The 24,319-nt window shown below is 42.8% G+C and carries 26 protein-coding genes; 14 read left to right on the forward strand and 12 right to left on the reverse strand.

Annotation, left to right across the window (positions count from 1 at the left end; translation table 11 throughout):
* Positions 1-3: 3 nt before the first annotated feature.
* Positions 4-1,260 (forward strand): hybrid sensor histidine kinase/response regulator, encoded by a 1,257-nt coding sequence (locus CQ839_RS04710; protein WP_219817718.1) that lies wholly within the window; start codon positions 4-6, stop codon positions 1,258-1,260.
* A 51-nt stretch (positions 1,261-1,311) separates the two neighbouring features.
* On the forward strand, positions 1,312-2,826 hold the full coding sequence (locus CQ839_RS04715) for a diguanylate cyclase (RefSeq protein ID WP_146048695.1): 1,515 nt from the start codon (positions 1,312-1,314) through the stop codon (positions 2,824-2,826).
* Between the two features lie 76 nt (positions 2,827-2,902).
* Here CQ839_RS04715 and galT read toward each other — a convergent pair whose 3' ends face one another.
* The 5 genes from galT to CQ839_RS04740 form a co-directional block, all read right to left on the reverse strand.
* The gene (gene galT / locus CQ839_RS04720) at positions 2,903-3,925 is read right to left on the reverse strand and encodes a galactose-1-phosphate uridylyltransferase (protein WP_374937730.1); all 1,023 of its coding nucleotides are present in this window, start codon (positions 3,923-3,925) and stop codon (positions 2,903-2,905) included.
* Positions 3,926-3,947: 22 nt separating this feature from the next.
* Positions 3,948-4,808 carry a Tab2/Atab2 family RNA-binding protein gene (locus tag CQ839_RS04725; RefSeq protein WP_103667123.1) on the reverse strand — a complete coding sequence of 287 codons (861 nt, stop codon included), beginning with the start codon at positions 4,806-4,808 and terminating at the stop codon, positions 3,948-3,950.
* Between the two features lie 305 nt (positions 4,809-5,113).
* Positions 5,114-5,488, reverse strand: a complete 375-nt coding sequence (gene petE, locus CQ839_RS04730) for a plastocyanin (protein ID WP_103667124.1) — start codon at positions 5,486-5,488, stop codon at positions 5,114-5,116.
* Between the two features lie 140 nt (positions 5,489-5,628).
* On the reverse strand, positions 5,629-6,138 hold the full coding sequence (gene psbV / locus CQ839_RS04735) for a photosystem II cytochrome c-550 (protein ID WP_219817719.1): 510 nt from the start codon (positions 6,136-6,138) through the stop codon (positions 5,629-5,631).
* An 89-nt stretch (positions 6,139-6,227) separates the two neighbouring features.
* Positions 6,228-6,422: a translation initiation factor IF-2 gene (locus CQ839_RS04740; protein ID WP_103667125.1), complete on the reverse strand. Its 195-nt coding sequence runs from the start codon at positions 6,420-6,422 to the stop codon at positions 6,228-6,230.
* A gap of 242 nt (positions 6,423-6,664) precedes the next feature.
* Here CQ839_RS04740 and CQ839_RS04750 point away from each other — a divergent pair, with 242 nt between their 5' ends.
* Positions 6,665-8,518, forward strand: coding sequence for a C39 family peptidase (locus tag CQ839_RS04750; RefSeq protein WP_103667127.1), 1,854 nt, complete (start codon positions 6,665-6,667; stop codon positions 8,516-8,518).
* Positions 8,519-8,743: 225 nt separating this feature from the next.
* Here the strand turns inward: CQ839_RS04750 and hisA are convergent, their stop codons facing one another.
* Entirely contained in the window at positions 8,744-9,508 is a 765-nt protein-coding gene (gene hisA, locus CQ839_RS04755) for a 1-(5-phosphoribosyl)-5-[(5-phosphoribosylamino)methylideneamino]imidazole-4-carboxamide isomerase (RefSeq protein ID WP_103667128.1), read from the reverse strand.
* Positions 9,509-9,629: 121 nt separating this feature from the next.
* Between hisA and CQ839_RS04760 the strand changes: the two genes are divergently transcribed.
* The 4 genes from CQ839_RS04760 to CQ839_RS04775 all read left to right on the forward strand — a co-directional run bounded on the left by CQ839_RS04760 (position 9,630) and on the right by CQ839_RS04775 (position 12,174).
* Positions 9,630-10,484, forward strand: coding sequence for an ABC transporter permease (locus tag CQ839_RS04760; RefSeq protein WP_103667129.1), 855 nt, complete (start codon positions 9,630-9,632; stop codon positions 10,482-10,484).
* Complete coding sequence (locus CQ839_RS04765) at positions 10,477-10,704, forward strand: type II toxin-antitoxin system HicA family toxin (protein WP_103667130.1); 228 nt, start codon at positions 10,477-10,479, stop codon at positions 10,702-10,704. The genes CQ839_RS04760 and CQ839_RS04765 overlap by 8 nt, the downstream gene beginning before the upstream one ends.
* On the forward strand, positions 10,701-10,919 hold the full coding sequence (locus CQ839_RS04770; protein WP_103667131.1) for a type II toxin-antitoxin system HicB family antitoxin: 219 nt from the start codon (positions 10,701-10,703) through the stop codon (positions 10,917-10,919). The genes CQ839_RS04765 and CQ839_RS04770 overlap by 4 nt, the downstream gene beginning before the upstream one ends.
* Positions 10,920-11,559: 640 nt before the next feature.
* Positions 11,560-12,174 (forward strand): hypothetical protein, encoded by a 615-nt coding sequence (locus tag CQ839_RS04775; protein WP_103667132.1) that lies wholly within the window; start codon positions 11,560-11,562, stop codon positions 12,172-12,174.
* A gap of 138 nt (positions 12,175-12,312) precedes the next feature.
* On the opposite strand, the gene CQ839_RS04780 is transcribed toward CQ839_RS04775, so the two are convergent.
* Positions 12,313-12,864 carry a transposase gene (locus CQ839_RS04780; RefSeq protein WP_103667133.1) on the reverse strand — a complete coding sequence of 184 codons (552 nt, stop codon included), beginning with the start codon at positions 12,862-12,864 and terminating at the stop codon, positions 12,313-12,315.
* 180 nt (positions 12,865-13,044) lie between these two features.
* Here CQ839_RS04780 and CQ839_RS04785 point away from each other — a divergent pair, with 180 nt between their 5' ends.
* The 4 genes from CQ839_RS04785 to CQ839_RS04800 all read left to right on the forward strand — a co-directional run bounded on the left by CQ839_RS04785 (position 13,045) and on the right by CQ839_RS04800 (position 14,993).
* Complete coding sequence (locus tag CQ839_RS04785; protein WP_103667134.1) at positions 13,045-13,272, forward strand: hypothetical protein; 228 nt, start codon at positions 13,045-13,047, stop codon at positions 13,270-13,272.
* The gene (locus CQ839_RS04790; RefSeq protein WP_103667135.1) at positions 13,269-13,538 is read left to right on the forward strand and encodes a type II toxin-antitoxin system RelE/ParE family toxin; all 270 of its coding nucleotides are present in this window, start codon (positions 13,269-13,271) and stop codon (positions 13,536-13,538) included. The genes CQ839_RS04785 and CQ839_RS04790 overlap by 4 nt, the downstream gene beginning before the upstream one ends.
* A 148-nt stretch (positions 13,539-13,686) precedes the next feature.
* On the forward strand, positions 13,687-14,145 hold the full coding sequence (locus tag CQ839_RS04795; RefSeq protein WP_103667136.1) for a hypothetical protein: 459 nt from the start codon (positions 13,687-13,689) through the stop codon (positions 14,143-14,145).
* Between the two features lie 473 nt (positions 14,146-14,618).
* Positions 14,619-14,993: a hypothetical protein gene (locus CQ839_RS04800; RefSeq protein WP_181016100.1), complete on the forward strand. Its 375-nt coding sequence runs from the start codon at positions 14,619-14,621 to the stop codon at positions 14,991-14,993.
* Between the two features lie 205 nt (positions 14,994-15,198).
* Here CQ839_RS04800 and lptC read toward each other — a convergent pair whose 3' ends face one another.
* Both lptC and dusB read right to left on the reverse strand, forming a co-directional pair.
* Positions 15,199-16,329 (reverse strand): LPS export ABC transporter periplasmic protein LptC, encoded by a 1,131-nt coding sequence (gene lptC, locus CQ839_RS04805; protein ID WP_103667138.1) that lies wholly within the window; start codon positions 16,327-16,329, stop codon positions 15,199-15,201.
* A 113-nt stretch (positions 16,330-16,442) separates the two neighbouring features.
* A complete protein-coding gene (gene dusB / locus CQ839_RS04810; protein ID WP_103667139.1) occupies positions 16,443-17,516 on the reverse strand; it encodes a tRNA dihydrouridine synthase DusB in 1,074 nt (357 codons plus the stop codon).
* 292 nt (positions 17,517-17,808) lie between these two features.
* Here dusB and CQ839_RS04815 point away from each other — a divergent pair, with 292 nt between their 5' ends.
* Entirely contained in the window at positions 17,809-18,714 is a 906-nt protein-coding gene (locus CQ839_RS04815; RefSeq protein WP_103667140.1) for a phosphoribulokinase, read from the forward strand.
* A 26-nt stretch (positions 18,715-18,740) separates the two neighbouring features.
* Here the strand turns inward: CQ839_RS04815 and CQ839_RS04820 are convergent, their stop codons facing one another.
* The 3 genes from CQ839_RS04820 to CQ839_RS04830 all read right to left on the reverse strand — a co-directional run bounded on the left by CQ839_RS04820 (position 18,741) and on the right by CQ839_RS04830 (position 20,623).
* Entirely contained in the window at positions 18,741-19,880 is a 1,140-nt protein-coding gene (locus tag CQ839_RS04820; RefSeq protein ID WP_103667141.1) for a glycosyltransferase family 4 protein, read from the reverse strand.
* A 249-nt stretch (positions 19,881-20,129) separates the two neighbouring features.
* On the reverse strand, positions 20,130-20,387 hold the full coding sequence (locus tag CQ839_RS04825; protein WP_103667142.1) for a Txe/YoeB family addiction module toxin: 258 nt from the start codon (positions 20,385-20,387) through the stop codon (positions 20,130-20,132).
* Positions 20,384-20,623, reverse strand: a complete 240-nt coding sequence (locus tag CQ839_RS04830; protein WP_103667143.1) for a hypothetical protein — start codon at positions 20,621-20,623, stop codon at positions 20,384-20,386. The genes CQ839_RS04825 and CQ839_RS04830 overlap by 4 nt, the downstream gene beginning before the upstream one ends.
* Before the next feature lie 124 nt (positions 20,624-20,747).
* Here CQ839_RS04830 and CQ839_RS04835 point away from each other — a divergent pair, with 124 nt between their 5' ends.
* Positions 20,748-21,185 (forward strand): protein disulfide isomerase family protein, encoded by a 438-nt coding sequence (locus tag CQ839_RS04835; RefSeq protein ID WP_103667144.1) that lies wholly within the window; start codon positions 20,748-20,750, stop codon positions 21,183-21,185.
* 277 nt (positions 21,186-21,462) lie between these two features.
* Positions 21,463-24,171 (forward strand): type I DNA topoisomerase, encoded by a 2,709-nt coding sequence (topA, locus tag CQ839_RS04840; RefSeq protein WP_103667145.1) that lies wholly within the window; start codon positions 21,463-21,465, stop codon positions 24,169-24,171.
* The last annotated feature ends 148 nt before the right edge of the window (positions 24,172-24,319 follow it).

Below are 24,319 nucleotides of genomic sequence, written 5' to 3' on the forward strand. Positions count from 1 at the left end.
TTTATGACAACCGTTTTAACTGGACTAATTTTAATCGTTGACGACATCCCCAGCAATCTGGATGTCATCTCAGAAGCTCTAAGTACTGTCGGCTATGAAGTAGCGATCGCCACCAGCGGTGAGCGAGCCTTGCAACACTTGAAGCGACAATCACCTGATTTAATTTTACTGGATGTGATGATGCCAGTTATGGACGGTTTTGAAACTTGCCAAAGAATTAAGGCTAATCCTCAAACTTGCAATATACCCATCATTTTTATGACTGCCGTTGCGGATGCTGTTAGCAAAGTGAAAGGATTTGAGCTTGGGGCAGTAGACTATATCACCAAGCCTTTTCAAGAACAGGAAGTTTTAGCGCGACTAAAAACTCACCTCAAGCTGAAGCAAGTGAGTCAAGCCCTCGAAACTAGAAATGCAGAATTGCTACAACTGACGGAGAACCTTGAACAAATGGTAGGCGATCGCACTCAAGAATTATCGAAAGCCCTTATCAACCTCAAAGCTGCTCAAAATGGACTAGTCGAATCCGAAAAAATGGCAGCTTTAGGTGGATTAGTCGCAGGTATAGCTCACGAAATCAACACCCCGCTTGGAATTGGTGTGACTGCTGCCTCACTAATCGCGGATAAAACGCAAGAAATGGCAAATATACTAAAAAATGGAACTATAAAACGCTCCGATCTCGACAAGTTTATGGATAATCTGCAACAAAGCAGCACAATCATTCTGGCAAATTTAAATCGAGCTGTCGAGCTGATTCAGAGTTTTAAGCAGGTAGCTGTCGATCAGTCTAGCGAAGAGAGGCGATCATTCCAGATAAAAACTTACCTTGAAGAAGTTTTGCTCAACCTTCAACCCAAACTAAAACGGACAAAACTTAACGTGCACATAGATTGCGCCGAAAATATTACCCTTGATAGTTTTCCGGGATTGATTTCGCAGATCGTCACTAACCTAGTGATGAATTCCTTGATTCATGCTTACGATCAGGGTGATGACGGTACAATTGTTTTTGCTATTTCTCAACAACACAAATGTCTTACTTTTGAATATAGTGATGACGGTAAAGGAATAGCGATCGATAACATTGGCAAAATTTTTGACCCTTTTTATACTACCAAACGCGGACAAGGAGGGAGTGGTTTGGGGCTGCATATTGTCTATAATCTTGTCACTCAAAAATTACAAGGCAGTATTACCTGTGAGAGTCAAGTCGGCGTTGGCACTAAATTTATCATGCAAATTCCGCTCTACTTATAGAAACCTTTAATGCTTAGATGTATTCTAGATTGAGATAAAGATATCATAAAAATGATTGCAATGATTGATGATGAGCTAGTATTCATAGATGAACTAGAATTTGCTGACGAAGTAGATTCAGTTTCGCCAAAAGATTCTCTACAGAATCTTGAGTCTTGGAAGATTCTGATCGTCGATGATGAAGTAGAGATTCATAACATCACCCGCCTTGCCTTAGGCGATTTTACTTTTGACAATAAAAAACTACAGTTCCTAAGCGCCTATTCAGGTATAGATGCACGTCAGATGATGATCGACAATCCTGATGTGGCAGTTACTTTGCTCGATGTAATAATGGAATCTGATGATGCTGGTTTGATTACAGCAAAGTACATTCGCGAAATACTCCAAAACCGAGCAATTCGGATCATTTTACGGACAGGACAGCCAGGACAGGTACCCGAAAGACAAGTTATTATTGATTATGATATCGATGATTATAAGACCAAAACAGAATTTACTTCGCAAAAGTTGTTTACCACGATTATTACTGCTCTGCGCTCATATAAAGCTTATGTCGAATTAGCCTCAATTAATAATGAATTAGAACAACGAGTAGAAGATAGAACCATCAAATTACAGGATGAAATTGACAGGCGAAAAGAAGCAGAAGATATCCTTTATGGCGTTTTGAATAGTTCTCTTGATGGTATTGTCGCTCTAAAAGCGGTTCGAGAATCGACAGGATATATTCAAGACTTCCGTTGCCTGATGATCAATCCCATAATTATCAAAGCTTTTGGAAAAAACCATGAAGATTTGATCGGCAAACTAGTTCCCCAAAATTTATTCACGCTTCTCGAACCAGATCTCTTTGATCGCTTGGTTACGATTGTCGAGACAGGGGAACCTCTAGAACGTGATTTTTATTATCAATGGGGAAAATCTTGCTGGTATCAGTTTGCAGTCGTTAAGATGGAAGATGGGCTAGCGATTACAGTCCGAGATATTACTGCACGTAAACAGGCCGAACTGGCTTTGCAAGATGCCAATCAGAAACTTGAAGTCTTGGTGAATTTGGATGGTTTGACCAAGGTAGCTAACCGTCGTTGTTTTGACGCGAGACTAAATGAAGAATGGAAACGTTTAGCCAGAGCAGAGCGATCGCTTTCATTAATTCTGTTCGATTTGGATTCATTCAAACTCTACAACGATTTTTATGGGCATCTTGCTGGCGATGATTGCCTGATCAAGGTGGCACAGGCTGTGCATAAGTCGGTTGATCGAGCTGGTGATTTAGTATCGCGCTATGGAGGTGAAGAATTTGTGGTACTGCTTCCTGATACTGATTTGGAAGGAGCCATTTCAGTCGCAGTGCGAATTCAGGAAGCGCTTCAGATACTGGAAATTCCTCACGAACGTTCTGAGGTAAAGCCAATTGTCACGGTCAGCTTAGGGATTGCTTCACTTGTACCGACAATAGAAGTTCAGCCAGAGATATTAATTAATCAAGCTGATCAAGCGTTATACAGTGCCAAACAGCAAGGACGCGATCGCTACGCTATTTTCCATAACAACCAAACATGAAAATCCCCGTAAAATGAACCCTCTGCTGTTTAGATAGTACTAGGCGGCGCGAAGTTTTGCCCATTACTATGCATGGTTATGGAATCTCAATTTCCCGCAAAAATTTAGCACTATCTTCTGGCATTGCCGTATTGATATACATACCACTACCTAGCTCAAACCCTGCCGATTGGGACACACGAGGCACGATCGCTAGATACCAGTGGAAGTAATCAGATTGCTTCTCATCAGTCGGCATTGAGCGAATTGTGTAATTGTAAGCAGGATTATTTAAGCCATAATATAACTTGGCAAGAACTGTTTTGAGAGTATAGGCAAGATCAGCTATTTCAGGTTCACTAATATCGCCAAAGGAAGAATTGTGACTTCGAGGGAATACCCACATATGGAAAGGGGAAAGTGCGGCATAAGGAATGAAAGTCACAAAATATTCTGTTTCTAAGACAATTCGTTCTTTTGCCTTTAACTCATCTCTGAGGGTATAGCAAAATAAACATTCGCCCATATCATCGAAATAGCTGATTGCTTCGATCATCCGATAGCGGATTTGCGATGGGACAACGGGTGTAGCCGTAATCTGTGAATGTGGATGTTCTAGAGATGTACCTGCGCTCTCACCATGATTTTTAAAGATGATGATGCTTTCAATGCGTTGATCTAGGCGAATCAAGTTATAGCGCTGACGATAGGCTTTGAGAATATTAATCACATCCCTAATTTCCATCAAGGCAATCGTGGCATTATGGTCAGGATGTTCAATTAAGACTTCGTGATAGCCCACGCCTGTAATCGAGCGATGAATACCGTCGCTATGCCGAACGCGATCGCCTATAGGAGAGAGCGCAGGATATTTATTCGGGATAATCCGCACCCGCCAACCGCATTCATCTTCTATCCGTAGATATTCTGTTTCGGCGGGATTTTCATTACCCTTGCAAAAAGGACAACTATGTTTATAAATTGGCAACTCTGGCGGGATATCATCATGCGATCGCGCAAATTCATGGGGACGCTTAGATCTCTCTGTAGCAAAAATCACCCAGTCTTTAGTAATTACGTTTTGGCGGAGATGTGACATCGGAGTGAGCTCATAGAAAATTCTGCTAATCAAGACAAATAGTCTATATTGACATAACTTCTTTCAGCATCCAAAACCCTGCAAAATGCTCTTCTTCAGGACTAGTTTGTACCGCTAAGAAGTGAAATCCCTGAGAACTTTGTTTGGATTTCTCAAATGCGGCTCCCTGCGCGATCGCCTCTTTATCTTTTGGTGCTTGCAAGTTAGCTAAAACCCATCTAGCATCAGCACTTGCTTCAAGCTGCATCTGTGTGCGATCGCCTAATAGATTGCGTTCAAACTTGACAAACACAGGATCGACTCCCGACATCCAAGCCGCCAAAGCCGTCGCTCTTGCAGAAAGAATAATTATCCCTGAAATAATAGTTTCAGGATCAAGGCTACTAATATCGAGAAGTTCACTAAAATCCATTGACCATTCTTTCGCATCTGCAAAATCACCTGCTTTCAGCGATACCGATATCCAGCGCTCACCCATCAGAGCATCTGGGACGGGTTTAGGATCTTGGGCTGCCAATACTTTCAAAGGCAAAGGATTAGGATCAACAGCTTGAAAGCCATCCCGATTAGGATAAATACTCGCCATTCTCTCCGCCAACCATCCTGACATCGTAAATACACGCCGAGATGCTTGTCCTGTGATTCCCGCCAGCTTACAGCCACGCATAATTATATTGGTCATACTGGGACGAAAGAAGCGGATTTTAATGGGGTTTTGCCCCGTCATGTTTACGCAGTCGGTGAGTTGCTTCGCTAGCCATTCGGAGTTCACTTCCGTAGGTGGACATTCGCGCACCCATTCAAACTGGCGTTCGCGATCGCAGATCAGCAATTCCCAAATTTTTTTATTATTAGCATCCAGCAAGGGACGGGAATAAAAATCTAACTCCCAAATATTCGACATAAATTAATTTCTAACTTGGTTTTCTGAACTTGGCTTTTTTCATGTTAACGCGATCTCAGCCCATAGATTTGATACCAATTCACAAAAGTGTGGCAACACTTCTGTGAATTAAAAACCAAACCCTGTAAGGGTTTTAAAAGCACAAAATGGCGTAGCCATTTTGTGCTTTGGTATGACGCGATTATTGATGATGTATTCGAGAGGATTGTTGCTTTGTTTAGCTCTTAGCAATCTCTCTATGCGTTAAACAAAAAAGAGGTGCAAACATTGTTTGCACCTCTTTTTTGCGAGAATAAGCTTAGCTGTTATTGAACAACTACTTTGCCTTGCATACCAGCGCCACGGTGGGGAGAGCAGTAGTAAGCGAACTCACCAGCTTCATTAAAGGTGGACTCTAGCTCAGCCTTAGGCTTTTGCGCTAACTTCTTGTGAGAAAGTTCTTCATGACCGTCAAACACAATATTGTGTGGGAAAGCTTTGTTGTTAACCCATTTGACAGTATCGCCTACTTTGATTGTGACCACTTTAGGCTCGAATACTAGCTGACCACCATCAGAACCCATCTTAACGGTGACAGTATCAGCAGCAGCAGGGCTCGCTGACATGAAAAAACTACCGACAATAAAAACGAAGCTAGCGATCAAAAGGCTAAGCTTTTTCGCAAATGACGCAATATTCATGATTAATTACCGACTAAAATTCAACTTGACTTGCACTAATTCGACTCGACTCGAACTAAAGCAACTAAAACACGTAGAGAAAAGCTAATAAGACTAGCTAATTTAAATGTGGCGTATGACTAGTACGCTACATTATTGGTTTAATAGTATATCTTTCCGCCGCCCCAAGCGATACCTCTAACATTGGGTTCGTAGAGGATATAACCAGCTATTAGCTTGAGGTCGTTGTCAGTAAGACCACGCATGGTTGGGAAAATATCGGTGCTCTTGAGGCTAGGGTGAACGTCATAGATTTCGGTCACACCATCATAGGTGGTGGGATTCTTCATGAAATCAACCAAACCAAGGACGTTGTTACGAACGGGGTTTGCACCAGCCAAGGAGTCGGGAGAAAGGTTGACGTTGGGATTGGTAAATGTTGCGCCGCCAAGGTGGCAGGTAGCACAGGTATTGGAGAATAATTTCTTACCCTTAGAAATGTCTTTTTGGGTTAAGACAATATTGGTGTTTTCGTTAAGGGGAACGGTACGCAGTGCGATCGGAATGTCGGCTGCGCTGACGCTGGTGGTAAAAAGCTGGAAGGCTAGCATTACGAATGCGATCGCCACCGCCAAGTATTTAAAAGAATTTTTGTTCATAATTACGGACATAACTTAATTTATCTAAGTTTATCTAAAAGAATTTAACCTAATCTCAAAGATTTATTGCGATTTTGCGATCGCGGTTACTCTTTAAATTTTTAGGTGTTTTTGAAAGAGGTTTTAGAATTTTGGGCTTCGGATGCCATGATTACGGCTTTTGCGTCTTCCAAAGCAAGTTTGGTTTCGGCATCTTGGTAAGCGATCCCAAGGCGATCGCATAGTTTAAATACAGACTCAAGGGTGAGTTTGTAGTCTTCCGCGATCTCAGCGATCGAATAATCAGCAAAGCCCATAGCAATACCCGTATCTAGTTAATTCTAGAGATGTTTGTGCTATTTTCTCATGCAAAGGGGAGACAAAACCCAAAAAGTAAAGGCGGCGCTTCGCGCCGCCTTTACTTTTTGGGTTTTAGAGAGTGAACGAGCCAAAAGAACTTTTTTGAAAGTGTTGCTTTGCAACACTTTCAAAAAAGTTCTTGGTTTGGGTTTGAGCGCAAAGTGTTGTAATAGATGCAGTAGTCAACAGTGAAACAGTAATGACAGCCGCTTCAAATAATTCACCTGTTAATGCTCCTGCTCCTGCCCCAGTACAAACAGCGATCGCCATTACTCAAGCGCCTACTGAGATTGTGGTCAATCGTGAAATTGCGATCGCAGGAACAGCAGACTTTACTCAAGTTTTACAAATTCTAGTGACATTGCCCAATGACGCAAATGTCCCAGTACAAACTAACCCAACCGCAGGTACTTGGCTTGCCAAAATTTCGGCTGGGTTACCAACTGCGATGGCGACATTTTTGCGAGTGCGGGCGATCGGCGCAAATAATCAGCTTTTGGCTGAGTTGATTGTCAATGTTTTAGTTAAGAATCCTGATATCACATTGGTAACCAAGCAAGCTACTCGTTTTAAAGCTTCCCCTGCGGATTCGGGGACTTTACCGCCCAATGGCAAAGTCGATGTGCAAGCTGGACAAACTCTTGAAGTGTTGCGTTATGGATCTGTTGATGGGCATATCAAGGTCTTGCTCAAGCAACCGATCGCACCGATGGGAGCCTTTGGTTACTTCTATGCGCCCCATGTGGATTTGATTGCACCGATTACGCTGACTGTGAAGCAAGACACGATTTTCAAGATTTCTACAGCGGCTTCGCAAGCTTTACCTTTTACCCAAAAAGCCGAGGTGAAAGCGGGGACAAAATTGTTGTTGGATGGGAATTTTACGATCGCGGCTAACCATGTCCAAGTCAAACTTGCTCAACCCTTGGCTCCCGTCGGACAGGTTGGCTTCTTTTTCTTGCCCCATGTGGAATTATCAAAACTTGGCGAATCCCTTGATTTCTCGAATCCTGCCGATGTTAGTGATATCCCGATCAATGGTGCGATCGCTACGGTGATTACTGACACCTTTTTGAAAGCATCGTCACAAAATGCTAGTAGCCTCTCCGATTCGCAAAAAATCATGGTTAAAGCGGGTACGACTTATCCGATTAGCGGCTATGCCTCGGTTAATGGTCATTTCCGCGTGAAGTTTGTCTCTGCGATCGCCCCGATTGGCAATGTGGGATTTTTCTATGAGCGACATGTCAGCATTACCAAAAATGGTAAGGCGATCCTGTTCGACCCTGATATGAAAACCTTGACCGTTAGGCAAAATACAGTTCTCAAGAAGCGCCCCATTGATTCGCGACAGTTAGCTGCAAATGAATTAGCACCCCTCAACGCAGGTGATGTGTTTGGTCTGGATAGCTATAGCCTGACCGATATTCATTTCCAAGTCACTTTAAATGAGGATGTACCACCTCTGGGCAAGTCGGGCTTTGTATTTGCGGGGCACGTCAACCTTCAGCAAGGCAATAAGGCGATCGAGATTACGCCCAAGCGCAAAGTTTTAGGAGTGCCCTATTTTTCACAATTAGACAATCCGCGAGATCCTTTTGTGACCTGTAATGTTACCTCGATCGCTATGGTGTTAGCTTTTCACGGTAGGCGATCGCGCAATCCGCAACAACAGCTAGAGGATGAGCTATATCAATGGGTTATCAATAAATACGGAGCACAATCCCGAACCGATAATGCCGTTTTACAAGGGCTATATCGTGCCTACGGTTTTGGTGGCAACTTCAGCACTACCCGCACATGGTCACAAATCAAACAAGAAATCACCGAAAATCGTCCTGTTGTGATTGGTGGCTACTTCACCCACGGCGGACATATCATTACGATCATTGGCTTCGATGAGCAGGGATATATCGTTCATGATCCCTATGGTAATGCTCTTACAGGCTATAGCCAAACCGAAGGAAAGAGTTTGCGCTATCCATACATTTACATGCGAGATATGTGCGGTGTCGATGGCGATGTATGGGCGCATTTCATTCTGCCCAAATAAACCCAGCACTCAAGTGCTGGCTAAAAACTAAAGTCCACTAAAGTGGACTAAAGAATATTTTTAAGCAACCAGTTGAAACGTGTCGAATTTCTTCAGTCGGTTGAAACCGACTTTAGCTCTTAGCCCGCACTTGAGTGCAGTGCGACTTGTGTGTACTTAACATAAAAACCGAAAAGAGATTTGCGGCGCGAAGCGCCGCAAATCTCTTTTCGGTTTTGTAGAGTTTTAGGCGATCGCCGAGTTATCAATTACATCTTGCCAACGCCCATTACCCACCGCCCGAAGAGCTTCACGTAGTTGGATATCACCTGTATAAATCGCTTTGCCAACGATCGCACCCTTCACGCCGACAGATTCCAGCGATAGCAGATTTAACAAATCCGTAATCGAACTAATTCCACCTGACGCAATCACAGGTACATCAACATTTTCGGCAAGTTGGCGCAAAGCCTCGATATTTGGCCCCTGCATCGTGCCATCGCGATGAATATCCGTATAAATAATTCCTGCGATGCCTACAGAAGTCATGCGTTTGGCAAGATCCACAGCAGTTACATCCGAATTGGTCAACCAGCCTCTAGTGGCAACCTTGCCATTACGGGCATCAATGCCAATCATAATTTGCTCAGGAAATTCCGCACAAATATCGGCAACTAGTTGCGAGCTTTCCACCGCAGCCGTGCCTAAAATCACCCGACTCACGCCAGAATTTAGCACTGACACGATACTTTCGCGATCGCGCAAGCCGCCACCCATCTGTACTCGCATCGGAATTGATCGGGCGATCGCCTCAATTACCTTTAAGTTTTTCGGCTTGCCTTCCTTTGCACCATCCAAATCAACCACATGCAAATACTTAGCGCCTTGATCGTACCAACGCTGAGCAACCTCAACGGGGTCTTCACCAAATACTTCTGATTTTTGATAATCCCCCTGATAGAGCCTGACACAGCGTCCATCTAAAATATCAATTGCGGGAATTACATCCATAATTTTTACCTACGATCCCAGAAGCTTATTCTATCTAGATTTAGCGATCGCGGTATAGTACAAATCAAGGAAATCCGCTTTTATTGTCTAACTCGCCCCTTAATTTGCCCCTTTGTCCCCTATGAAATCGCCTAAGCAGTCAGTCTCCCAAAAGTTAATGTTCGTTGGCATCGTCATTAGCGTTGCTTTTTTGCTGATGGCGATCGCCACACCATTGCTGCAAGCGCTGGGGATTTTGACAGATCCCATTGAATTTCTTAGCAATCCGATCCATCAGCCACCATCGCCACAACATTGGTTTGGCACGGATTTACAGGGACATGATGTATTTACGAGAACGATCGCAGGTGCTGGTGTCGCATGGCAAGTAACGATCGCCTCAACCGTAATTAGTCTTGTAATCGGCGTACCCTTGGGGATGCTAAGCGGCTACAAAGGCGGCTGGCTCGATCGCATCTTAGTCTTTTTGATGGATGCCATCTACACGTTGCCGAGTTTATTGCTATCGCTAACGATCGCCTTTGTTGTCGGTGCTGGGGTCTGGAATGCTGCGATCGCGCTCAGTGTTGCCTATATCCCCCAATATTTTCGGGTGATCCGCAACCAAACTGTGAGTACGAAAACCGAAGTTTATATCGAAGCTGCTCAAGCGATCGGTGCTGACACGAAAACAATCTTAATCAAATATCTCGCGCCCAACGTCGTCCAAAGTTTACCCGTAATTTTCACCCTCAACGCCGCCGATGCGATTTTGACCCTTGCAGGTTTAGGCTTTTTAGGTTTAGGCATTCCCGAAGATGTCCCTGAATGGGGGCATGATCTTAAGCAAGCTCTTGACGCACTTTCGACTGGCGAAAATATCTGGTGGACAACAATTTTCCCTGGTTTGGCGATTACTTTAATGACGATCGGTTTATCGCTTGTAGGTGAAGGCTTGACTCAGAGATTTAGCAGCAAGAAAGAAACAAATGCCTAGAAAAATTCGGGAATTCAAAGCCCAAGTTGCGCGTGAGGGATTCGTTTATTTGCCCAAACGGGGTAAGGGTAGTCATGAGCGCTGGCGACACCCTATGCTCAGTCAAACGTTAACTATTTCGGGTAAGGATGGTGATGATGTACCAATATACTTAGAGAAGCAACTCGCAAAATTATTGGATGCAATCAAGAAGCTAGGGAATCAGGAGGAGGATTTATGAACAGATACAGTATGAATGTTCAATGGTCTGAGGCAGATCACTTATTTCTAGTCACGATTCCAGAATTTGCCGATCTCGTTGTCATGCCTTGTACGCATGGCGAAACTCGTGAGCAGGCAATTCATAATGGTGAAGAGGTTATTGAAATGTACCTAGAAGCTTGGCAAATGGAAGGTGAATCTATTCCTGAGCCGAAGATACTTCAAGCTGTTTAGCGATGTTCAAGTGCGATCAGCGATCCACGTAGGGTACGTTAATGAAATGTAACTCACCTTTTTAATGTTTTAATGTCAATTAAATGAACCTTTTCCAACCTTTTGCATGACAATTGTTTGTGCGTTACGCTACGCTAATACACCCTACTGGAACGTTTCATCTAAAATAGTGTATTAGAAAAGTACTATAGATTTTACAATCTAAGAATTTAAGCCGAAATCTATTGCACTATTTTAGATGAAACAGTCCACTACTGGATAGACATGGCTAATTTGGTGCTTTAGGAAAATCTTAGAGTGTTGATACAGTAGGTATTTAACCTAAAATCTATTGCATCATTTTAGATGTGTCTATCCACTACTTGCTAATACACAGTTAGATATCTGTGTATCTCTTGAACATCTGGTTTTTCAATTTAAGATGCTATGATACAATGCAATGGAAATGAGGTTATCCGCAAGTCCATATAAAATTTTTTCTGCTTAATGAGCGTGCCAAAGAAAGAGTAGATAAAAATACGGATGTTAAGCATTGGTGTCTGGCAAATGTCTGATAACACAGTAAGTCCTCTTAAATTTGGGATATCACTGTTATTAGCTGTTCCAAAAATAAAGTTTTATCTGCGGAGGTTAACAAAGAGTGTTTTTAGGAGATAGAGGAGAGGTAAAGGCATTAAAGTCAGAGATCAAAGCCTTACAGGTTAAGATTACAGCTTTAGAAGAAAAGATAGAGCATCAAAATAAAAGAATTTTAGACCATATCAGAATAAACTTAGATTATTTAAAAGAGATGACTGATCGTCTTTTCAAAAGTGACAGTAAAAATCGAGAACTTATTGAGAGAGCTATTACAGTGGCAGAAGAAAACCAGATGCAGATTGGTCAGATTAAGAATAACCAAATTAGCATTATGTCTCCAGGAGGTATCAATACTGTTACCGACATGAGTGTCAATCATATTAATCAAAACATAGATATTGATTCCAAGACAAAACAGACTTTAGCTGAAGCTGCAAAAGAAATTCAAGATCTATTAGAGCAGTTAAGCAAAATCTACCCAACTACAACAACAGCAGAGAAGGGTAGTATTGCAGTAAAAGCAATGGAAGAGATTGAGAAAAAGCCAAATACCAAGAGTAAAATCCTTAAGGCATTGAAAGTTGGTGGTGCAGCAGCTCTGATGGAACTTACCAATAATCCTATTGTCAAAATTCTGACTCCAATGCTGGAGAGCCTTTTAGACAACGGTCAATAGAGTGAAATTGCCGATCGCGTAGGGTGCGTTAATGAAATGTAACGCACCTTTTTAACATCAATTAAATAAACCTTTTCCAACCTTTTATATAACAAATGTTTGTGCGTTACGCTACGCTAACACACTCTACGGGGCTGGTTATTCGTCCCAAATGTCTTGGGGCTTTTCTGTAACTTCTGTGGCTCCCCAATCGGGTGGATATTGTCCCTGTGCGATAAAACGATGAATGCTGGAAAATTGCCAATCTTCTGCTTTTGCACATAATCCATGTCGTACAGGATTGTAATGAATATAATCGCAATGTAGAGCATAATCTCGCTCATCTCGGATTAGATGCTCCCAAAAACGACGCTGCCATAGATTCTTTTCTTGTCGTTTTTGTCGCGATCGCGAAACTTCTGCATTAATTCCTAATTGATCGCCATAATGTTTGGTTACATAGGTTTTGATTAATCGTAATCTTACCGAAAAATCCTTGTCTTCTTCTGGCAACGTCCACAGACAATGGAAATGATCGGGCAATAGAACAAAAGCATTTATTTCAAATGGATATTTCTCTCGAACTTTAGCGATCGCCTCGCGCAATCCTTTACGTCCCAAATCACTACAAAGCCAAGGAATTCTCTGATAGGTGACTTGGGTAATAAAATAAGTTCCTTCTGTAATTACTGGTCTTCGATAATTTGACATTTCGCGTAGGGTGCGTTAATGAAATGTAACGCACCTTTCTGATGATTTTAGTAGGGTGCGTTACGCTACGCTAACACACCCTACTTGGTTTGAGATGTATTGCGATCGCTGATTTTTTTTAGAAAGCTTGATAACGATATAATCTAAATAAAGACTGCGTAAAAAAGGAAACAAATAGCCATGAGCCAAGTAGAAATCACAGAATCTTTGCTAACTAGCACGGGTTTTTATAGACTATTTCAAACCTTACCCCTAGAAATCCGACAAGGCTTTCTACAACTTTTATTTCAAAATAATTCATCTGAATTAGAAGACTCTATCCTTTATTTAGCTTGTGAAAATTCTCGTAAAGAAGGTTTTTTATCTGAATTAGAGTCTCAATCTCTCTTGGAGAGTTTGCCTCAATGAAATATCAAATTGCCAAACGCTTCAAAAAAGATTTAGACAAAATCAACGACCAAAAGATTCTCGCAAAAGTCAGAAAATGTATTGAAGCAATTGGAACTTCTCAAACACTGTCCGAAATTCCAGATCTTGAGCCATTAAAAGGGTTTTCGGGATACTATCGCATTAAATTTGATTACAGCTATCGTATTGGGATTTTTTGGGATGGAGAAGTTATTGAAATTCTTAAAATAGAAAGTCGTGAGGGATTTTACAAAAATTTCCCTTGATTGCCTTATACATACATAGTTATCAATTGCCCAATCTTGATGAACCTACAAAACAACTGCAAGTGCTTGTTAATGAGTTAATTATAATGTGGAAGATCTAAATCTATAAATTCAGGTAAATTTTTTAGCTAATGACTTGGAGTTTTTGATGCATGAAGTCCTCGCACAAGGTAGAAATGGCATAGAAATCATGCTGAGAGACGAAGATGGTAATTTATTGCCAGCCAGCATTGATACAGGTTGTCGTGATTGGACAGATACGGATGGTCGTCATACTGATTGTCTTATCAAGTTATCTTGGGCTGGTGGTGTGATTGAAGAAACGGATTGGAACTATTTTACATCATTTAAGAAGGTGAGAAAGCGGCTTGCGATTCATGGTCTTTTACCTGTGTGTTATGGAGCAAGTCGGCGAGTCATACTAACTGGGATGGCTATAGATATGAGCTTAGGGGCGAAGATATGGCAGGTAAATCAAGATGATGAGATGTATCACCCCCTCGTATACATTTTTAAGACAGGAGAAGATGTAGAGCCTGTCAGCGTTGAAGAGCAGGAGAATTTCCAAGCAGAATGGTGGAAGCGAAAGCAAGAACAATTAGCGTAACAGAACAACTCAGATACATTGGACTAACTGGATTGAGCTATAAATTAGTGAAGTGCGATCGCTGATCATGTAGGGTGCGTTAAATGAAATGTAACGTACCTTTTGAATGTCAATTAAATGAACCTTTTACAACCTTTTCGATAACAAATGTTTGTGCGTTATGCTAGGCTAGCGCACCCTACTGAATACTTATTATATAAGGCGGCAGGGCTTGGAAATCTCGAAGGAAGATAGGCAGATTTTGCAGTTTATCCTCGAATTCCAACCATCACTAAAGATAAAGAAGCCATGGGAGCTTGGGTAAGCTTTTACAGGAATTGGATCAGTCGAGAATTTTTTTCTAATTGTAAGTCATGCTAAATAAAAAATTTATAATAGCTACGGTTGCTTTCATCGTCGCATCTTATCTTAGTGGATGCACTTCTACCGAAGATGGCGTTCCCCCGCAAGTCTGGAGTAAATACAAGTTGGTAATGGCAGAAGAATACAAGCCAGCAAAATATCCTAAAGATGTGTTGAGATGCCATTACACTGTTCGCAAAGAAACTGTAGAAGAAATCGAACAATTTTTTCAGGCGCAATTACGAAAAAATCGGTGGTCTAGATTTAAAGCCAGAGAAAATGAAGCCTATGCAGACTTAAGGAAAAAATTACCTTATACGATTTCTTTTGGCGGTAATGGGGAAGAAAATCCAATAGTACGTTTCGGCGATGGAGTAATCTTAGTAAGTACAAATGAGTATTTGGGAGGGCAAAGATTTATTAAAATCTCGCCTGAAGAAGAACGCCAACTATTATTGATTACAGGCATGGATGGAAGTAGATCTTATACAAATTGTAGCAATTAGCAAGGGTTGATCGCAAAGATAAATCCTTTAACAAAATCGCAGGATTTGAATATTCGTGACAGCCGATCGCGTAGGGCTCGTTAATGAAATGTAACGCACCTTTCTAATGCTAAATGTTTGAGTGCGTTACGCTACGCTAACTCACCCTACTTGATTTGAGGCACATTAAATGTTGAGACACCAACTCGCATTCCTTCTTAGTTGTTTAAGGATTCAGTGTTGAAAGGACATTTGCGCCTGTGACCGTGACGGTTTGCAATTCGAGATTTGCTACAGCGCGATCGCCTCTCACATTGAGATTCTTATCGGGCTGTTGATAGACGATATTGCCATTAGCCGTAATCATTTTTGTGGGAATCAACCATTCCACCTTATCGGCATTAACCACACCTTGAGTAGAGCTAAAACTTGCCGATACTTCCCCTATGAGATTAATCTGCTCTTTTTCTACTTGGGCTTCTCCCTTCTGGGCTTTGATGACAATACCTCGACTCTTACTCGTTCCTGTAAAAGGCACTGGCAGAGTTACTAACTTTTTCTCAAGATTCCAAATCGCTTGAGATGCCTCAAGGTCAACATCTAGTTTCGGATCTTTGGCTTTGATATCACCCGTGAAAGTAACTTCCTTTTTCTGAATATTCCAATCACCTTTCTTTGCAGTTAGTTGTAATTTGTCTTTGACTTGGACTACAGAAATAGGAACATCAGTAAACACGCGATCGCGCTTTGCATCCCAAGTAACTTTCTCGCTCTTCATTTCTAGCGGTGGCTCTACCGCGATCACAACTACTTGTTTCTCCATGCTATACACATTGACACTAGGTTTAGCCGTTAATTCTTTGCCAGTCATGGTCAGCTTATCCTCAGGCTTATCAATTTGAATATTGCCTGTCGCCTTGAGCAGATCTTGCTCTGATTGCCAGACCATGCGATCGGCTTTCATATTGATCTTTTCTTGAACTGCGATCGCCTTAATATTTCCCTCTAGCGAAATTGCTTTACTGGCTTGATCAATAGTTCCTTTATTACCAGTTGCCTCCATGAGCGGTTCACCATCACGGTAAAATTTGCCTTTCACATCTTCGACATCAGCAATTTTACGATCTTCGCGATAGGTAGCACTTTTAGCTTGAATTTCCCAAAGGAGCTTCCCATTGGCATCAAATTCGGTAAGGGTAATATTCTGAAGGCTAGAACCAGCCGTTTGAGCAGTCTTATTGAGACTTGTAACTGCGGGACGCAAAAATATAAACCATCCCAGCGCAAACATCAGCACTGTTGCCACAAAGATGGTGATAAACAGGCGCAAATTACGACGGCTAAATATTTGTTGCATGATGCTTCTTGATAAAGTTAGGTGATTTGCGCCGTGCTTTGCACAGTGAGAATCAAGAATTATTTTTTGTGAGGTGGCTTTGCCACCTCACAAAAAATAATTCTTGAGTTTTATTATTGCTTCATGGCGATCATTTCTGCCATATCTTCAGATGAAATCATCTGAAACTTGCCTTGAGAATTAGCAATTTGCGCGATCGCAGCATCAAGACAATCAAAGCCATCCTGCACCGACTCAATCCGACAGAGGCGATCGCGCAAAGCCGCCGCACCGACAAAGCCCTTCGCATACCAAGTCATATGCTTGCGGGATTGCCTGATGCCACGGATACCTTTGTAATCCCAAAGCCCTTGTAAATGCTCTTTAGCCACTTGCAAACATTCGATCGCAGTCGGTTTTGGTAAATATTCACCCGTTTTTAAAAAATGATCAACCTCGCCCACCAAAAACGGATATCCCAAAGTCCCCCGCGAACACATCACCCCATCCGCACCCGTCTGCTCTAAACAAGCGATCGCTGCCTCCACCGAAAAAATATCACCATTGGCAATTACAGGAATCGTCAGCACCTCTTTGACCTTACGAATCCACTCCCACTTGGCAACACCCGTATAGCCCTGCGATCGCGTCCTCGCGTGGACGGTGATCATCTTTGCTCCTGCATCCTCCATCCGCTTAGCAAAGTCCAAAATCGTAATTTCGGCATCGTCCCAACCGATGCGGGTTTTCACCGTGACAGGAATATCGACGGCATCGACCACCGATCGCACAATTTGGGCGGCGAGTTCAGGCTGACGCAACAGAGATGAACCACCGCCTTTTTTAGTAATTTTATTGACTGGGCAACCCATATTAATGTCTACGGTGTCTGCGCCTTCGATAACTGCTTTTTGGGCAGCCTCTGCTAAGAAATCAGGACGACAATCAAAAAGCTGAATGCTAATAGGTGTTTCATGGCGATCGATCTCCATTAATTTGGGCAAAGCTTTCATATGATGCAAATCCGTAGCGCTGATCATCTCGGTGTAAAGCATCGAATCGGGCGCATAGCGCCTTACTAACCGCCGAAACACCAAATCTGTCACCCCTGACAATGGCGATTGCAGCACCCGACTTTTGAGGATGACATTGCCAATAGTTAAAGTATCAGCGAATTTTTGCGGTAATTTTGATAGACCAGAAATCATGTCTGCAAATTTTGCCCTCAAAGTTGATCATTTTTTGCTTTCTTGGGCGCTATATACAAAGGTATAGTAGTTTTAAGATTTTTTGTGACTCGACCCCATTTAGGAATTGCCAAAGATCGCCCTAGCCTCCCTAAAAAAGGGGAAGAATTAAATTCTTGTCCCTTTTTTAGGGACTGAGGGGATCTCTTCGAGTCTTTGACCGTAGAAAGTAATTCTTAAATGGCTGCTGCGGGCGATCGCACTCACGCTAATAAAAAAGCACATAAATTAAATAAAATTAAGGAGAAAAAATTTGTCTAAAAAACATCCAGTTATTTCTGTAACAGGCTCGTCAGGGGCTGGTACTAGTACCGTTAAACGTGCTTTTGAACATATCTTTTTGATGGAAAATATTAAGGCAGCGATCGTCGAAGGCGATAGCTATCACAAATATAACCGTGTAGAGATGCGTGAAGTGATGAAGAAAGCTACGGCTGAAGGTCGCAACATGAGTCACTTCGGCTTAGAAGCAAATGTGTTAGATAAGCTAGAAGCACTCTTCAAGGAATATGGCGAGACTGGGAATGGGCAAAGACGTTACTATCTCCACAGTACCGAGGAAGCTGAGCATCACAATGGTCGCTTAGGTACTGAGGCAAAACCTGGAGAATTTACTCCTTGGGAAAGCATCGAATCTGACACAGATATGCTTTTCTATGAAGGTTTGCATGGTGGTATCGTTGCCAAAGATATTGACGTTGCTCAGTATGTTGATCTACTAGTGGGTGTAGTTCCCATTGTGAATTTGGAATGGATTCAAAAAATTCATCGTGATAATGCTGAACGTGGCTATAGTGCAGAGGCGATCGTCGATACAATTTTGCGTCGGATGCCAGATTATGTAAACTATATTGCACCTCAATTCTCGAAAACTCATATCAACTTCCAGCGTGTTTCGACTGTTGACACTTCCAATCCTTTCATCTGTCGCGATATTCCGACCCTCGACGAAAGTCTTGTTGTTATCCACACCAATCGTTGCTTCCGTGAAAAGTTTAATATTGACTTCCCTTACCTTCTCGACATGATTCATGATTCTTTCATGTCTCGTCATACGACCTTGGTTGTCCCTGGCGGCAAGATGGGCTTTGCAATGGAGTTGATTCTCCAGCCACTCATCGATTCAATGCTGATTGAATCGAAAAAGTTGAGATCATAAAAAAAGGGGCGCAATGCGCCCCTTTTTTATGATCGATCGCACCAAGCCTGTTCTACAAACTCCAAAAACTCTGTTTGAAATCTCTCCGTTGAGAAGCGCATCGCATTTTCGTGACAAGTCGCAGGTAAAATGCGATCGCTATTCTCTTCAAACTCAAGCACAGCTTCACGGATACTCATCACCGTTTGTTGTGCAAAAAATACACCTGTGGGGCGATCGCAGTCTAAGCCGCGCACTGATTCACTTACCCCACCCCGACCGTAGGCAATTACTGGCGTGCCACAGGCTTGAGCCTCTACAGGCGTAATCCCAAAATCTTCCTCAGATGCAAATACAAAGGCTTTAGCATTTTGCATGTATCCGCGTAATAAATCTGGTTCTAAATGCCCAAGAAACTTGATATTACTGCTTGATTTGGCACGAATTTTTGCCATCTGTTCGCCATCACCAATCACAATTAATTGGCGATCGCCCATTTGCGAAAATGCTTCCACAATTAGATCAATCCTTTTATAGGGAACCAACCGTGACGCAGTGAGATAGAAGTCCTGCTTTTGTTCGCACAATGTATAATTTTGCAGATCTACAGGTGGATAAATTACTTCTGCCGATCGCCGATAGACTTTTTGAATCCGACGGGCGATAAACTTGGAATTAGCGATAAACAGATCAACACCGTTTGCCGTGCGCGTATCCCAAATTCTGATCTGATGCAAAATCCATCTAGCAATCCAGCTTTTAATACCACGATCTAAATTTGACTCTTTTAAATATTGATGTTGCAAATCCCAAGCATAGCGAATTGGTGAATGCACATAGGAAATATGTAATTGATGCGGTGCTGTCAGCACTCCTTTGGCGACAGCATGGGAACTAGAAATAATGAGATCATAGGCTGACAAATCTAGCTGCTCGATCGCTAAGGGCATGAGCGGCAAATATTTGCGAAACTTTGTTTTGGCGAAAGGAAGCTTTTGAATAAAAGTAGTTGTAACTTTTTTGTTTTGAATAAATCCCCGTTGAAAATCATTGAAAAAATCCACGACCGCAAACAGATCGGCATGGGGAAATAAATTTAAAATTTGCTCGACCACGCGCTCCGATCCTGCATAGGTCACAAACCATTCATGGACGATCGCAATCTTGAGATTTTCGAGTTTTGACATGATTAAGCTAAGACCAAATTCACAGTTTTCACGAAGATTGTTTTGATAAAAGATAATACCAATTCACAAAAATGTGACAACAATTCTGTGAATTAAAAATCAAACCCTGTAAGGGTTTTAAAAACACAAAATGGCTGCGCTACTTTGTGTTTTGGTATAAAAGCTCAAAAGAGAGTTGCGGCGCTTTGCGCCGCAACTCTCTTTTGAGCTTTTATCTTGTCCTAACATAAGTGGCTATAGCTATGTCGTTTAATAGTGAAACTTACAAGATATAATGGCGATCTCCTCGTCTGTTACCCGATACACTAGGCGATGTTCATCTGTAATGCGTCTCGACCACAAGCCTGACAGCTCATGCTTTAATGCTTCGGGCTTACCTAATCCAGTGAAAGGATCGCGATGGATATCTTTGATGAGGGTGACGATTTTGCTGTAAATTTTCTTGTCTTGCGTTGCCCATTGGCTAAATTCATCGAATCCACGAGCTAAAAATGCTACTTTTCTCATAATGCAGCAATGTCAACGTAGATATAGTTCTGTGGTTGTTTTAATTCTTCCAAGCCTTCTATTAGATTGCGGCGATTAGCTTCTGTGGAGAGTAAATATGCTGTTTCGTCAATATCTATTTGTGATTCTTGCTCAATTAACAAGATAGCTTCCACAATAGTTCCTTCAGGAAGATTGATGATCGGCATATCTAGTCTGCCATTTTTTACTATGGCTTTGTATTTGATGGCGTTCATCGCGTTTTAGATAAGATGACTATAGTTTGTATTGTATGTCAGGGTAAAGAAAAAATACTGATTTTAGAGTATTTGGCGCTGAGAGAATTATGGTTAAAATAGCAACGTTGAACAGGTCTGCCTTATGAAGTTTCGCCGATTATCTTCTACATTATCCTCCTTGGGTCTAGCGATCGCTAGTCTTGCCAGCCTCTCAGCGTTAACATTTTCCCCGCACATGACTGAGACTGCGATCGCCCAAGAAGCAGCTCCCACTGTGACAACAACATCCAGTGCCAATGAGATCGCCTTAGCCAAGCATTTACGTAAAATCGGCGCAAAGCTATATACCGCCTATTGGTGTCCCCATTGCCATCACCAAAAACAACGCTTTGGCAAGGAGGCTGTAAAACACTTAGAAGTCGTTGAATGCGATCAGCGCGGTGTCGATCCTCAGACCCAACTTTGCCGCGACAAGAAAGTGCGAGCTTATCCGACATGGGAGATCAACGGCAAACTCTATCCAGGAAACCACTCCCTAGAGAGTATTGCTAACTTCTCAAAATATCGTGGTAACTTGTAGACCCCAAAGATTGAAAGGCGGCGCTTCGCGCCGCCTTTCAATCTTTGGGGTTGCATGATAGGGCTTTACATGCATTAATTGAGTCCAATGCACTAAATAGCTAAATTTGCAACTAGTAGTTTCGGGAAACTTGTTAGTGTAGTTACCGTCCTACTAAAAAATAGTAATTTTCTGCATAAACATTGTATATAGGTTAAGAAGGTATTTAATAAGCCCTTGATTTTGTGCTTATTGATCTTCCAGTTTCTTTTGATTACCGCGAACCTTGCAGGCTAATATGTCTACTCTTGTCATTGTCGAATCGCCCACTAAGGCACGCACCATTCGGAATTTTTTGCCTGCTGGATATCGAGTAGAGGCATCAATGGGGCATGTGCGCGATTTGCCACAATCAGCTAGTGATATTCCTGCCGAGCTAAAGGGTACGGAGTGGGCAAAGCTCGGCGTAAATGTTGATGCTGACTTTGAGCCGCTATACATCGTCCCAGATGACAAAAAAAAGATAGTCCGTGAACTTAAGTCAGCGCTAAAAGGTGTCAAAGAGCTCATTCTAGCGACTGACGAAGACCGTGAAGGCGAAAGTATTTCTTGGCATTTGTTGCAAATCTTGCAGCCGAAAGTACCGATTAAGCGCATGGTTTTCCATGAGATTACCTCCGAGGCGATCAAAGCGGCGCTAAAAGATTGCCGCCAGATCGACGATCGCTTAGTCCATGCCCAAGAAACCCGCCGTATTCTCGATCGCCTTGTGGGTTACACACTTTCGCCTTTGCTTTGGAAAAAAATTGCATGGGGCTTGTCAGCGGGACGAGTACAGTCCGTAGCTGTGCGTGTGATCGTCAACCGCGAACGCGAACGCCGCGCTTTTAAATCTGGGAGTTATTGGGACTTGAAAGCAAATCTATTTGCGCCAAAACAAGAATTTCCTGTGCAGCTAGTCTCAGTTGGCGGCGTGAATGTTGCCACTGGTAAAGATTTTGATGAAGCGACGGGCAAAATCGCCAAAGGACGTAAAGTTTTATTGTTGGATGAAGCGGCTGCGATCGCACTGCAACAGAAACTAAATGGCAAAGTCTGGTCGGTGAGCAATCTTGATGAACGTCCGACCACCCGCAAGCCTTCACCACCTTTTACTACATCAACATTGCAACAAGAAGCTAACCGTAAACTGCGCTTGTCGGCAAGGGATTCGATGCGTGTAGCTCAAGCTTTATACGAGCAAGGCTTCATTACCTATATGCGTACTGACTCAGTGCATCTGTCCCAACAGGCGATCACGGCGGCGCGTCAATGCGTGACTAGCATGTATGGTAATAACTTCTTGAGCAAAGAGCCACGCCAATATGTGACCAAATCCAAGGGCGCACAGGAAGCCCATGAAGCAATCCGTCCCGCAGGCGCAACTTTCCGCACTCCGCAAGAAACAGGACTGTCAGGGCGCGAGTTAGCCCTCTATGACCTGATTTGGAAGCGTACTGTTGCCTCACAGATGGAAGATGCACGCCTGACGATGCTTAGTGTGCAATTGACCGTTGAGGATGCTTTATTCCGCGCATCGGGTAAGCGTATTGATTTCGCAGGATTTTTCCGTGCCTATGTGGAAGGCTCTGATGATCCCGATGCAGCGCTAGAAGAAAAAGAGGTAATGTTGCCTCCGCTCAAAGTTGGGGATCATCCAGTCTGCCGTGAATTAAATACGGTCGGACATGAAACTCAACCACCTGCAAGGTTTACCGAAGCTGCCCTTGTGAAGATGCTCGAAAGTGAAGGCATTGGTCGCCCCAGTACCTACGCCAGCATTATTGGCACGATCTGCGATCGCGGCTATGTACAGCTTGTAAATAATACGCTCATTCCTAGCTTTACCGCTTTTGCTGTCACTAGTTTATTAGAGGAGCATTTTCCCAATCTCGTTGATCCTAGTTTCACTTCCAAAATGGAACAAACCCTCGATGACATTTCCACAGGAAGTGTGGAATGGTTGCCATACCTCAAGAAATTTTACTCAGGAGAACAGGGCTTAAGCGGACAGGTGAAGTCTCGCGATAGCTTAATTGATGGTGAATCCGCAAGAACGGTGCGTCTGGAAGGTTTAGATGATGATGTCAAGGTTAAAATCGGTAAGTTCGGCGCATATATCCAAGTTGGAGAAGGCGATCGCACAGTTAATTCCTCCATTCCTCAAAACTTGACTCCTTCTGATCTAGTTCCCGAAAAAATCGAACTTCTGCTCAAGCAGAAGCTCGAAGGCCCTGATCAAGTTGGTATTCATCCAGAACTGAATGAGCCAATCTTCATGATGATGGGTCAATATGGCCCCTATGTACAGCTAGGTCAAGCTACAGATGCTGTGCCTAAACCTAAACGGGCTTCATTGCCCAAGGGAATGCAGCCCGAAAATGTCACCGTCGATATTGCGGTCAAGTTACTAGCTTTGCCTCGCACTTTGGGCGCACATCCTGAAACTGGTAATCGTGTTTTTGTGAATACGGGTAGATTTGGCCCCTATGTTTGTCATACCAAAGGGAACGGCGACAAGGACGACAATCGATCGCTAAAGTCCACTGATGATCCCTACACGATCACCTTTGAACGCGGCTTAGAGTTGCTCGCCCAGCCCAAGACTCTACGTGGAGCCGCTGCCGCCAAGGTCTTGAAATCCCTCGGCAAACATCCCGATGATAGTGAAGCGATCGAGATTCTCGATGGTAAGTATGGCGCATATGTGAAGCATGGCAAGGTGAATGTGTCGCTAACTAAGGAGCAAACTGTGGAAGGTCTGACCTTAGAAGAGGCGCTGTCGATGTTGGCAAGTAAGTCTGGCAAAAGTACTAGTAAGCGTACTAAGTCTGCTTCTAGCGAAACCAAGAAGGCCACCACTAAAAAGACCACCACAAAATCCACAGCGACTAAAGCCGCAACGACCAAAACTGCCGCGAAAACGACTAAAAAGACGACAACGAAAAAGGCTGCTGCAACTAAGTAACCTGCGATCAGTTTACAGAAATAACAAACAAAAGCTTTGCTCAGCAAAGCTTTTGTTTGTTTGGTCTCAAGAGAATACAATAACTAATTTTAGTGATCGCATTTTTTAACCGATAGTGATCAATTGGAATCATACTATGGGTGAGTTT

It is taken from the genome of Pseudanabaena sp. BC1403, from assembly GCF_002914585.1.
Taxonomy (GTDB): Bacteria; Cyanobacteriota; Cyanobacteriia; order Pseudanabaenales; family Pseudanabaenaceae; genus Pseudanabaena.